The following is a 12,609-nucleotide window of genomic DNA, read 5'->3' as shown; positions in this document are numbered from 1 at the left end:
CAATGTCACCAGTTTGGCATCAGGGTCAACGGCGGCGCCTTAAGCGCTTCCAGCTGATCGTGCAGGATGGCGATTTGCTGGCGCCAGTAGTGATCGGTATTGAACCAGGGGAAGTGACGGGGGAAAGCGGGATCTTCCCAGCGCCGCGCCAGCCAGGCCATGTAGTGGACGATCCGCATTGCCCGCAGCGGCTCGATAAGCGCCAGCTCACGCGAGTCGAATTCCATGAACTCCTCGTAGCCCGCCAGCAGGGTATCGAGCTGGATCTGCTGCTCGTGGCGCTCGCCGCTCAGCATCATCCAGAGATCCTGGATGGCGGGACCGGTACGACAATCATCAAGATCGACGAACATGGGGCCGTCGCGCCACAGGATGTTGCCCGGGTGGCAGTCGCCATGCAGGGAGATCTGAGCCACATCCAGGGTCATGGCATCGCTGACATGCTTGATCAGCTCGTCGAGCACCCCGAAAAATTGCTTGGCCAACCCGCTCGGCAGCCACTCGCCGGACGCCAGCAGCTGACGCGGCTCGTGCAGCATGCTCTCCACATCGAGCCGGACCCTGTGATGGAAGGGGCGACAGGCGCCTATCTGGTGGATGCGGCCGAGGAAACGCCCCACCCACTCCAGCTGGTCGAGGTTATCCACCTCGAACTGGCGGCCACCGACGCTCTGCCAGATGGCAAAGGGGTAGCCTTCGTGCTCCAGCAGGGTTTCGCCAGCGAAGGCGAGCGGCGCGGCGACCGGGATCTCCGCATCCCAGAGACGCGTAGCGAACTCATGCTCCTCGAGGATCTGGGCCCGACTCCAGCGGCCGGGACGATAAAACTTCACCACATAGCGGCGACGATCCTCATCCTGGAACTGGTAGACCCGGTTCTCGTAGCTGTTGAGCTCGATGAGGCCGGAGTCGAGCCGCAGGCCGCTGAGATCCAGCGCATCCATGATGAGATCGGGATTGAGGTCGGAATAGTTGAAACGCATGTCATCCACCATAAGAAAGGGGCGCCGTTGCGCCCCAGTCTATCACTACTCGGTTCAATGGCGTTCAACCCAACCGGTTGCGCCACGCTTTCCCGTCATCACTGCGGTCACCGGGGCCTGAACTGACCGGTCAGCCCTCGCCTTTCCCGGCATCACAGCCGGCTGATAAACTTGCTGGCCTGGCGCAGGGTGCCCTTGCTGTCGTCCGGCGCCGCGCCATCCCGCTTGAGCACAAACTGGATGTCCAGGGTCGGCTTCTTCAGGTTGAAGGGGTCGACGGCCACGCTCACCGGCAAGGTGTAGATCTCGCCCGCCTTCAGGGTCACGTCGCGCGGACCAAACCACTGGTGCTCAGGTAACCCTTCCACATCCAGCTGATAGGTCTGGGCATGCAGGGTCTTGTTGAGGATCTTGAGGGTGTAGGTGTTCTCGATGAGCCCCTCACTGTTCTCGCGGAACAGCTGGTTGCGATCCCGCAGTATGTCGAGCCCCATCGGCATGATGGACATGGCATTGTAGACGAACACCCCCAGCATGATGACCATCACCAGGCCATAGCCAAGCAGCTTGGGCCGCGCCACATGGGTGCTGTTGTGGGCCAGCTTGTGCTCAGTGGTATAGCTGATCAGCCCCTTCGGATAACCCATGCGATCCATGGTCTGGTCACAGGCATCGACGCAGGCGCCGCAGTTGATGCACTCGTACTGCAGACCGTCGCGGATGTCGATGCCGGTCGGGCAGACCTGCACGCAGAGATCGCAGTCGATGCAATCCCCCAGCCCCAGCGCCTTGTGATCCACCTTGCGGGCACGGGCACCACGGCTCTCGCCACGCTTGGTGTCGTAGCCGACGATGAAGGTGTCCTTGTCGAACATGGCGGACTGGAAGCGGGCATAGGGGCACATGTGGATACACATGATGGCGCGCATCCAGCCTGCGTTGCCGTAGGTACAGGCGGCAAAGAACAGCACCCAGAAGATGACCCAGCCACTCGCCTGCAGGGTGAGAACGTCAGGCACCAGCTGGAATGCATCCTGGAAATAGGCAACAAAGGTAAGACCGGTACCGAGGGAGAGCAGGATCCACGCCAGATGCTTTGCGCCCTTGCGGGCCAGCTTCTCGCCACTCCAGGGAGCCGCATCCAGCCTGCGCCGTTTATTGGCCGCCCCTTCCAGCTTCTCTTCGAACCAGATGAACATGAAAGTCCACACCGTCTGCGGGCAGAGATAACCACACCAGACCCGGCCGAGGAAGGTAGTCACGAAGAAGAGCCCGAAGGCAGCGATCATGAAGATCCAGGCCAGCAGGGTCAGATCCTGCGGCCAGATGGTTGCACCGAAGATATGGAACTGCTGATGATCGATATCGAACAGCACGGCCTGACGACCGTCATAACGCAACCAGGGCAAGGCGACGAAGATCACCACGAAGAACCAGCCCATGGCCTTGCGTACCCGCTGCCAGTAGCCGGGTTGCGCCCTCACATAGATGCTGTTGCCGGGATTGAACCTGTCGTCGCTGGCTTTGAAGGTATTGGGGTTATACGTCCCCGTTACATCGCCGGTGACATCCTTGATATCGATCTTGTCCTGGTCGGCCATTGCAACACTTAGCTCCATTCATTAATTGTTATGGAGCGGATTATATCTTAAACAACCTGCTAATTGTGTGGGTAAAATGTATCTAATGTTCGAGTGACGTCGCAATTTCAAGCAACAAAAAAGGCGTGTCGCCAGTTGACGAAACACCTTTTTGAGAGATTCTCTTGAAACCATTTTTTGGCGCTATTTGCACCGCGCCGGGATCACTTGATGCCACGGGCCTTGAGCAGAGCTTCCTTGAAATCGGGTACATGATCCTTGGCCAGGCCGGGGATCATCGCCTGCTTGTCGGACTCCCGCATCTTGAGGTGGTAGATCAGCATGTCGTCGGTCAGGTCGGACAAGGCACCCTCATAGCGGGCTTCCGCCGCCAGTTTGGCAACGAATTGCACCAGGCTGAGGTCCTGTTCCTTGATCCAGGCAGGCTGCAACAACTCCAGCAGCTCTTCGATACGATGACATTGCATAGACAACCTCTTTAAATCTGTCATGTGAAACTCAGGCAACCTTACCCATCAAGGCTACTTCGATACGATCCCGCCCATTATGCTTGGCCTGATAGAGGGCCGCATCCGCTTTTTGGATCAACTGGGCGATGGAACTGCTCTGATCCGGCACCAGGGTCGCCACCCCGAAGCTGCAACTGACCCGGTTGGAGACCAGGGATTGCTGGTGAGGTATGCCCAGTTCCTTGAGCGCCACCCGCACGTTTTCGGCTATCTGCAGCGCCCCCTGCATGCTGGTACAAGGCAGCAGCAGAGCAAACTCCTCTCCGCCGTAACGAGCAGCGAGATCATCCTCGCGGCGCTGCACCTCGGCCAGTAACCCCGCCACTTGCTGCAGGCACTCATCACCCAGCTGATGACCATAGAGATCGTTGAATTGCTTGAAGTAATCCACATCCACCAGCACCAGTGACAGGGGGGTGCGTGCGCGATGACAGCGGCGCCAGGCCCGCTCCAGGCTGTCATCCAGATGGGCGCGATTGGCGATGCCGGTCAGACCATCCAGCCGGGAGGTGAGCTTGAGATGCTCTGAGACCGCCTTCAGCTCGGCCACCAGATCGGCGTTGGAGAAGCGATGATAGAGGGAGGCGACCTGATCCCGCCGCAGACGGCGCAGCAGCGTCGGCAAGAAGACAAACAGATAGCCCGCCAGCATGCAGGAGACGATCCGCTCCTGCTCGTTGCCGACCCCCAGCTCGAACAGCATGGCGAGCCCGAGTGGCAAGACGGCACCGTAGAGGGAACGGCGGCTGCCAAACAGCATGATGGCGCTGCCGGTGAGGATCAGACTGGAGAGCATCATCATGGCAGCGCGATAGGTGTCGGGCAGCTTGTCCATGTAGAGCAGCACGCCGAGCGCCCAGATGATGGAGGTGATGGTGACCCCGATGAAAAGCTCGCGCTCCAGCACCGGCAAGGGGATCTGCGCCAGCCTGGGCTGACGCCAACGCAGGTGCCAGCCGCGACAAAACAACAACAGGCTGACCAGTCCCAACCAGCCGAACGCCTCGCCGGCGGGCAGGTAATCGTTGAACAACAGGCTCCAGCCGAGCGCCAGCAGACCCAGACAAGGCAGGCTGAATGAGGCGTGAGTATAGAGCTGGGCCATGATGGCCTGCTTCACCTGACGTGTCACACTCTGAGTCAACTGTGTACTCCCTGTACAAAAGCCGCACAGTCTACCACTCCCCCTTCCGGACCAACAATCAAACGTCGGTTATTAAGCGGTTAGTCAACCGCGCTCCAGCTCGTCCAGGATCGGGCACTCGGGACTTTCATCCCCGTGGCAGCAGCATACCAGCCCCTCGAGGGAAGCCAGCATGGCCTGCAAGCCGGCGATGCGAGCCCGCAGATCGACGATCTTCTCCTGCGCCAGTTTCTTCACCTGGGCACTGGTTCTGTGCTCGTCCCGGTAGAGCGCCAGCAGCTCCTGGCACTCCTCCAGATTGAAGCCGGTCTCCCGCGCTCGCTTGACGAAGCGCAGCTCCCGCAGTGCCCCCTCGGTGTAGCTGCGATAACCGTTATCGCTGCGCACCGGCGCCGAGATGAGACCGATACTCTCGTAGTAACGGATGGTCTTGGCGGTCAGTCCCGTCGCCTTGGCTACCTTGCTGATATTCATGGATGACTCCTTAGCGGTTCGATTCAGTGCTGACATGGTGACCGGCATGGGTGCCCGTCTTGGGCTGCCAGCGTTTCAGTAACAGGGAATTGCTCAAAACGGTGATGCTGCTCAGGGCCATGGCCGCCCCCGCCAGCTCGGGGCTGAGATACCCCAGTGCCGCCAGCGGAATGCCGATGATATTGAACACGAAGGCCCAAAACAGATTTTGCTGTATGGTGCGCCAGGTGGCCGCCGAGATGTCGATGGCATCGGCCACCAATCGTGGGTCAGATCGCATGAGCGTGATGGAGGCCGTCTCCATCGCCACATCAGAGCCGGAGCCCATGGCGATGCCGACATCCGCCGCGGCCAGCGCGGGGGCATCGTTCACCCCATCCCCCACCATGGCCACCAGCCCGCGAGTTTGCGCCCGCAGCGCCTCGACTTTTTCAACCTTGCCTGCGGGCAGCACGGAGTCAAACGCCCCATCCAGCCCCAGCTTGGCAGCGATATGGGCCACGGGGGCCGGCGCATCGCCGCTCACCAGCCAGCTGGCGATGCCGCGCTGGCGCAGGGTAGCGATGGCTTGCGCACTCTCGGGGCGCAAGGTGTCGGCCAGTGCCGCGATACCGGCCACCACGCCGTCGATGGCGACCCAGACCCGGGTCGCGCCGTCGGCGGGCTGTTCATCCTGCTGCGGTTGATCAATGCCGAGCTGAGCCAGCAGGGATCCATTGCCGATGGCGACCCTGTGGCCTGCCACCTGACCGACAATACCCGCACCGACCCGCACCTCGACCGCCTCCGGCTGGGGCAGCGCCACTTCTGTGCCGACGGCCTCGCGCATCGCCAGTGCCAGCGGATGCTCGCTCGCCTGCTGCAAGGCGGCAGCGAGCCGTAACTGCTCGTCATTACCGCTCCAGTTCGCCAGCACCGGCCGCCCCTGAGTGAGCGTCCCTGTCTTGTCGAAGATGAGCGCCTTGATGGCGTGAGCCTTCTGCAGGGTATCCACATCTTTGATCAGGATGCCATGACGGGCTGCCACCCCGGTACCAGTGACGATGGCTGCCGGCGTCGCCAGCCCCAGCGCGCAGGGACAGGCGATCACCAGTACGGCCACGGCGGCCAGCAGCGCCTGACCGAAATCGTTGCCGATGGCGTACCACACCAGCAGGGTGAACAGGGCGATGGCCATCACCACCGGTACGAACACGGCGGAGACCTTGTCCACCAGCTGTTGCAGCGGGGCCTTGCCCATCTGGGCACTCTCCACCAGCGCGATGATCTTGCTGAGACTGGACTCCTCCCCCACAGTCGTGGCTTCAATCTCCAGCACCCCGGAACAGTTGATGGCGCCGCCCAGCACCTTGTCGCCCGCACTGCGCGGCACCGGCAGGCTCTCACCAGTGAGGATCGACTCGTCCAGCTCGCTGGCGCCGTTCACTATCTTGCCATCCACCGGCACACGCTCGCCCACCAGCACCCGCAGCCGATCGCCGCGCAGCACCTCGTCGATGGCCACGCTCTGCCAGCGCTCGCCACGCCAGACGGTGGCGGTTTCCGGCCGCAGCGCCATCAGTTCGCGAATGGCGGACTGGGTGCTGCGGCGGGCGCGGGCCTCCAGCAGTTTGCCCAACGAAATCAGGGTAATGATGATGGCGCTCGCCTCGAAATAGAGCTGGCCGCTGGCGGCCATCCCCAGCGTCAGCAGCAGGTAGAGGCTGTAGAAGTAGGCGGCACTGGTGCCGGTTGCCACCAGCACATCCATGTTGGCCGCGCGGTTCTTGAGGGCAAGCCAGGCACCGCGATAGAAGCGGGCACCGATCCAGAACTGCACCGGCGTGGCGAGCAGCAGCTCCAGCCAAGCGGGCAGATGCCAAGGGAGCAACCCCGCCATAGCGATCATGCCCACCAGCAGCGGCAGGGTCAGCAGGGCCGAAATCACAACCTGGATCAGCGCCTTGTGCGTGGTGGCAGCTTCCTGCTCTTCACGGGCCTGCAGCTGTTGGCGGCGCGCACTGGCCGAGCCCTGCACCAGCTGGGCACCAAAGCCGAGCGCCTCTATATGTTCGCGTAGCGAGGCCGGGGTCTGCATGCCGGGCACCAGCTCGATGCGGGCCTGCTCGATGGAAAAATTGACCTCGGCCGAGAGCACGCCCGGCAGCGCCGCCAGCATCTTGTTGAGACGTGCTGAACAACCGGCGCAGGTCATGCCGCTGATCTGGAAGGAGAGGGTTTCGTGGCCGTAGCCGTAACCCTGCCCGGTGATGCTGTCGAGTACCGCGGGCAAGCGGGCCGGGTCACCCAGTTCGATGGCCACCTGCTCCAACGCGAAGTTGACGGTTGCCGTCACGCCGTCGAGCTTGTTGAGTGCTGTGCTGATGCGGCTGGCACAGTTGGCGCAGCTCATGCCACTGAGCGGCAGTTGCAGATGAATGGGGTGTTGAAGTGGGGTGCTCATGCTGTTCCTCCTCGGAACCAATCGGCCGAACTGGCTGCCGACCGCCAAACCCTAACCTTTACTGTAAGGGCAAGCTCAAGTCACGACTCGCACTTTTTAAACATGAAAAAACGGCGCCCGCCCCCTGCCGGATTACCCGGGTAAGAGGCGAGCGCCGATGCATGGCTTGTTAGCGCTAGAACAGCGGGCGATCAGATGCCGTACTGGGCGCGGTAAGCCTTCATGGCTTCCAGTTGCACCGCCAACTCCGGCTGCGCGGCCTGTTTCTCTTCCAGATAGGCAATCAGATCACTCATCTGGATGATGGCGATGATGTGGGCGCCGTAGTCACGCTCCACTTCCTGAATAGCGGAGAGCTCGCCCTTGCCCTTCTCCTGACGGTCCAGCGCGATCAGCACGCCAGCCAGCGAGGCGCCGTTGGCCTGGATCAGATCCATGGATTCGCGGATGGCGGTCCCGGCGGTGATGACGTCGTCCACCAGCATGATGCGCCCCTTGAGCGGGCTGCCCACCAGATTGCCGCCTTCGCCGTGATCCTTGGCCTCCTTGCGGTTGAAGCACCAGGGCACATCTACATCGTGTTGCTCTACCAGCTGCACTGCGGTGGCGGAGGCGATGGGGATCCCCTTGTAGGCCGGGCCAAACAGCACGTCAAACTCGATGTCGGCATCCATCAGGGCGGCGGCATAGAAGCGGCCGAGACGGGCCAAATCGCGGCCGCTGTTGAACAGACCGGCGTTGAAGAAGTAGGGGCTTTTACGACCGGATTTCAGGGTGAATTCACCGAATTTGAGGACCTGTTTCTCCAGGGCGAACTCGATAAATTGACGCTGGTAGGCTTTCATTCTGGCTCCTTGCTTGGCTTGTCGTTTACTTGTGTGGGGGTATAAAAAAACGCGGCCAATGCCGCGTTTGCAGGATCTGTTGACGCTTCGTCACAGACGCGACGGAGTCGGTTTTTGCGCAGAACTAGGCATGAGATGCGAAGTTTGGTAATCCAAACGAGGCATCGAATAACGACGTTATGCACAAAAACAGACCCGTCCCTACGGGTTGCGTGGCAAAGGATGCCATGCGTTGTTGCAGGACTTGCCAAGGGAATAACCATTGGCGGCATCCTGCGCCTAGCCTGGCATTCTTTGACACTGCAACGCGACTTGTGCCGAAACATCAACAGATCCTGGTATCAGGAGAGTGACTGCTTCTGCAGCGCAATAATCTCTTCAATGCCGCCCTTGGCGAGCCCCAGCATCGCCAGCAGCTCTTCATGGGTGAAGGGCTCGGCCTCTGCAGTGCCCTGCACCTCGATGATGCGACCGTCTTCGGTCATCACCACGTTCATGTCGGTCTCGGCGGCGGAGTCTTCGATGTACTCCAGATCGCAGATGGCTTCGCCCTGATACATGCCGACAGAGACGGCGGCGATCATCTGCTTGAGCGGACTCTGCTTGAGCATGCCCTTCTCGACCATCCAGTTCAGCGCATCCACCAGCGCCACACAGGCACCGGTAATGGAGGCGGTGCGGGTGCCGCCATCGGCTTGCAACACGTCACAGTCAACTGTGATGGAGTGCTCACCCAGTGCGGTCAGGTCTACCGCCGCGCGCAGGGAGCGGGCGATCAGACGGGAGATCTCCAGGGTACGGCCGCTCTGCTTGCCGGAAGCCGCTTCGCGGTTCATCCGGGAGTGAGTGGAGCGCGGCAGCATGCCATATTCGGCAGTGACCCAACCCTGACCCTTCCCTTTCAGGAAGCGGGGAACGCTGGTGTCGACGCTGGCGGTGCAGAGCACGCGAGTGTTACCGAACTCCACCAGCACTGAGCCTTCTGCATGTTTGGTGAAATTGCGGGTAATGGTAACCGGGCGAAGTTGCGCGGCACTGCGATCGCTGGGACGTGACATGGAACGGACCTCTGGGCTGGCTGAATTGGCGCAGGAGTATAAGTGATCCAGCCCCAAATATCAGCCGCTAAGACGCTGTTCCTGATCGGTCGTGAGTGGTGAGGAACCGAGCAGGAATCCACGTTTATCGCCCTCAATGAGGATTCAGGGCAGCACCGGGCCGGGCTCAACACAGTCCCACAAAAGCCGGAACAGGTTGTAAAGCCACAGCCATGGCTGACGGGACAAGTCTGGCTGAGTATACTGGCCGCACACTTCATCAAGCCCGGAACAATCAATGATTCACAGCATGACCGCCTACGCCCGCAAGGAATTCAAGGGCGACTGGGGCACAGCCGTTTGGGAAATTCGTTCGGTCAACCAGCGCTATCTGGAAACCTATATCCGTCTGCCGGAGCAACTGCGCAGCCTGGAGCCGGTGCTGCGTGAGCGTTTCCGTGCCAAGCTGCAACGCGGCAAGGTGGAGTGCAACCTGCGTTTCGAAGCCGCTCAGGCGGCCGCCAGCCAGCTGCACATCAATGAAGAGCTGGCCAAGCTCATCATCGACAGCGCCAACTGGGTAATGAAAGAAGCAGGCCAGGGCCAGCTCAACCCGGTCGACGTGCTGCGCTGGCCGGGTGTCATGGCCGCCGCCGAACAGGACATGGACGCCGTCGCCACCGAGCTGCTTGGCGGGTTTGACCAGACCATGGAAGACTTTATCGCCTCCCGTGCCAGCGAAGGGGCCAACCTCAAGAACTTGATCCAGCAGCGTCTGGATGGCATCCAGGTGGAAGTGAAGAAGGTGCGCATACACCTGCCACAGATCATCGAATGGCAGCGCCAGAAGCTCACCGATCGCCTGACCGAGGCCAAGGTGGAGCTGGATCCGGCCCGCATCGAGCAGGAGATCGTGATGCTGGCCCAGAAGATCGACGTGGCCGAAGAGCTGGATCGTCTGGAGATGCACATCAGCGAAACCATCAAGATCATGAAGAAGGGTGGCGCCTGTGGCCGCCGTCTCGACTTCATGATGCAGGAGTTCAACCGCGAGTCGAACACGCTCGGCTCCAAGTCCATCAATGCCGAAGTGACCCAGTCCGCCGTCGAGCTGAAAGTCCTGATCGAGCAGATGCGCGAGCAAATTCAGAACATCGAATAGTTTTTTCAGCCGCCCAAGGATCTCTTGAAAGCCCCGTATTACCTTGTGAATAGCAGGGTAGATACAGGGCTTTTTTCATTTTACCGGCCACATAGATGGGCCGATGTCGGTGACAACCGGCATGCCGCGCCTGCTTGTTTTGTTCGACGATGATGGCTCCCAGCTCGCCGCCAGGGGTCATGTTGAGGCGAACACCATGGCGGCCGGGAACATAACTCAACAACGCAGGCTCATGTTACGTAACCGGATACCCGCCTACAGGAGATCTTTCAGCCGGGTTAACAGCGCTTTACGGCTGTTGTTCGCCACCACAAATCGCTTAAAGCGCCGGGCAAACGCGGGGCTATCGCCTTTGAATTGATAGGCTTCCCACAACTGATGCAAATAGCGTGATGCCGCATCGTAGCCACTGGCGCACGTGCGATCCGCCTGTTCTTGTGCTTGCTGCCAAGCGTGTTCGCGCTGATGGTAGATATCCGTCAATGCTTTCTCTTTTTCCGCTTTTTCAAGCGCCATTTTCTTTGCGCGCGCGTCGGCTTGTGCTTGCTGTAATTGGCGTTGCGCTTGTGCAACGTAAGGCGTAATTACGTCAGGAGTTAACCAATAGTGATAGGCTTCGTCCTGGTTGGCCGATTCTTTTCGCGTCATCGCCAAGGCTTGATGACGGGTTAACTGGCCTTGTTCAAACAGCGTGCTTAATAGCGTCTGTTTCTCCGCGTCAGTGAGATGATGGAACCACCCGTCAAACTGCAACTCGGCCTCTTTGGCTGGGTGACTGGGATGTGCATTCAGCACCATCGCCAGTGCGTTAACCCAAGCCAAGGGAATATCATAAAGGGTGGCAAACGCCTGCACCTCCTCACTGAGGTGCTCAAAATCGAAATGAATTAAAGGTATCCCATCAATTTCTTCATTAAATTCGCACTCTTTCAGCCACATAAAATAGACAAGACGCCAATCCCCCTGAATTAAGGCACTGCGCAAAGCGGCTAAATGCTGGAAAAAGTCGTCAGCCTGTTCATCGTCAAAATATTCGCCATACTCTTCGATGGAAAAAGTCAGCAATTGCCATTCATCGCGTTCATCTACATGAAGGCCATCGAGCGAAACGCCAAGTAACGCATCGGGGATCGTGCCGGCAGGCAGCTTGATATAAGCATAAATAGAACCCCAATTGGCATAGTAAAAACCGATGTCGAAATATTTTAACATCAGCTCAGCAGGCTCAGCCTTCAAGTCACTGTAGGTGTAATAGACCTGAAAAGCGGTCGCGGTAATCTCGGCTCGACTTGAAATGGCTCTGAGTGCCTGGCGGGCGTGAGGGGCTAACTGCCCGTCGACACGCTCAAATTTGTAGTATTGATATTCGCTCACGATGACCTTGCTATCGGTTAAGGGTGAATTGAAAGGTTTGCTGTAACAAAGGCTGGATATGAACCCTTCTGGCGACCGGTTCAGCGTTGATATAACGCCTCGGCTCAACCGTCACAAATCCCCAGTATTGTAAAAATCGTTCAATAAACCGTGATTCGATGATCATGGATAAGGTTTGTTCCGGTGAAAAGTAATGGTCGGTAGGGATGGTCAAGAGCACATCGGGGAACGCCGTCATCACCTCTTGCACCAACTCGGCAGCACTGTGGTGGTGTTGCAGGCGCCACAGCATAAACACCCAAAATATACCCACATCGACATCGAATGGATGTTGGTCAAAATACGCCCAGTTATATTGGCTGACGGCAGCCGCTAGCATAGGTTTAAAAAAGGGCTGTATCCCTGCCGCCTGATACTGCTTTTGCGCTGCTTTTTTCACATGATAGCGACCGCTACGGCGATAAATAATCCCACTGAGTTCGGCTAACACTCTGGTGTAGTGCAGGGCATTGAATTTGTCTTCGTTATTGCCCGCAAACTCACAGATACCGAGGTCAGATATGCATTGCGCCACGGCAAACTCCGGCAATAACGCACAGGCCTGTTTGACTAATTTGGTCGGCAAGTTGCCTTTGCTGGTGGCGTTGAATGACCCGGATTGCGCCATGGCCTCATCAAGCATGAGGCCTAGATAGCGCATCACCGGGCTGGCAGCAAGATGTTCTGGGGTGCTGATGGTGAGCCACTGTAATTGATCGAACGGTGCATAAAGCCAATTAGCCATTTGGGTTGGCGTCACCCCACAAAAATCGGGATGCGGTTGATTATTACGATCCGCCATTTTGTGCTGTAACGCCACATTGAGATCGGCCAGGCTCAAATGTGGGTTCATGGCCAATATGGCGGCGACCTCATCCTGCACGTCGGCATGCAGCTTGCCCTCGCGGGCCATACAACAACGTTTAAATTTTTTACCGCTGCCACAGGGGCAAGGATCGTTACCACTGAGTTTCATCATCAATGGCTCTTATCATCGG

At 59.0% G+C, this 12,609-nt stretch carries 11 protein-coding genes; 1 reads left to right on the top strand and 10 read right to left on the bottom strand.

Going from position 1 to position 12,609, the window contains the following annotated elements:
- Positions 1-5: 5 nt before the first annotated feature.
- From BN1129_RS08785 to rph, 8 genes are all read right to left on the bottom strand, one after another.
- The gene (locus BN1129_RS08785; protein ID WP_042035876.1) at positions 6-995 is read right to left on the bottom strand and encodes a serine/threonine protein kinase; all 990 of its coding nucleotides are present in this window, start codon (positions 993-995) and stop codon (positions 6-8) included.
- Positions 996-1,135: 140 nt separating this feature from the next.
- Positions 1,136-2,584, bottom strand: a complete 1,449-nt coding sequence (gene ccoG / locus BN1129_RS08780) for a cytochrome c oxidase accessory protein CcoG (protein WP_042035875.1) — start codon at positions 2,582-2,584, stop codon at positions 1,136-1,138.
- A gap of 203 nt (positions 2,585-2,787) precedes the next feature.
- Positions 2,788-3,051 carry a YihD family protein gene (locus tag BN1129_RS08775; RefSeq protein WP_042035874.1) on the bottom strand — a complete coding sequence of 88 codons (264 nt, stop codon included), beginning with the start codon at positions 3,049-3,051 and terminating at the stop codon, positions 2,788-2,790.
- A gap of 31 nt (positions 3,052-3,082) precedes the next feature.
- A complete protein-coding gene (locus BN1129_RS08770; RefSeq protein ID WP_042035873.1) occupies positions 3,083-4,237 on the bottom strand; it encodes a GGDEF domain-containing protein in 1,155 nt (384 codons plus the stop codon).
- A gap of 84 nt (positions 4,238-4,321) precedes the next feature.
- Positions 4,322-4,711, bottom strand: coding sequence for a Cu(I)-responsive transcriptional regulator (cueR, locus tag BN1129_RS08765; protein ID WP_042035872.1), 390 nt, complete (start codon positions 4,709-4,711; stop codon positions 4,322-4,324).
- A gap of 10 nt (positions 4,712-4,721) precedes the next feature.
- Entirely contained in the window at positions 4,722-7,154 is a 2,433-nt protein-coding gene (locus BN1129_RS08760) for a heavy metal translocating P-type ATPase (protein WP_042035871.1), read from the bottom strand.
- Positions 7,155-7,345: 191 nt separating this feature from the next.
- Entirely contained in the window at positions 7,346-7,999 is a 654-nt protein-coding gene (pyrE, locus tag BN1129_RS08755; RefSeq protein ID WP_042035870.1) for an orotate phosphoribosyltransferase, read from the bottom strand.
- Positions 8,000-8,340: 341 nt separating this feature from the next.
- Positions 8,341-9,057, bottom strand: coding sequence for a ribonuclease PH (gene rph / locus BN1129_RS08750; RefSeq protein ID WP_021138508.1), 717 nt, complete (start codon positions 9,055-9,057; stop codon positions 8,341-8,343).
- A 277-nt stretch (positions 9,058-9,334) separates the two neighbouring features.
- On the opposite strand from rph, the gene BN1129_RS08745 reads away from it, so the two are divergent.
- A complete protein-coding gene (locus BN1129_RS08745) occupies positions 9,335-10,198 on the top strand; it encodes a YicC/YloC family endoribonuclease (RefSeq protein ID WP_042035869.1) in 864 nt (287 codons plus the stop codon).
- A gap of 255 nt (positions 10,199-10,453) precedes the next feature.
- Here BN1129_RS08745 and BN1129_RS08740 read toward each other — a convergent pair whose 3' ends face one another.
- Complete coding sequence (locus BN1129_RS08740) at positions 10,454-11,572, bottom strand: hypothetical protein (protein ID WP_042035868.1); 1,119 nt, start codon at positions 11,570-11,572, stop codon at positions 10,454-10,456.
- A gap of 10 nt (positions 11,573-11,582) precedes the next feature.
- Complete coding sequence (locus BN1129_RS08735) at positions 11,583-12,590, bottom strand: YecA family protein (protein ID WP_209418493.1); 1,008 nt, start codon at positions 12,588-12,590, stop codon at positions 11,583-11,585.
- Between the last annotated feature and the right edge of the window lie 19 nt (positions 12,591-12,609).

The organism is Aeromonas popoffii, from assembly GCF_000820025.1.
GTDB lineage: Bacteria > Pseudomonadota > Gammaproteobacteria > Enterobacterales > Aeromonadaceae > Aeromonas > Aeromonas popoffii.
Note: the sequence above shows the minus strand (reverse complement) of the source record. Positions and strands in the feature narration are given on the sequence as shown.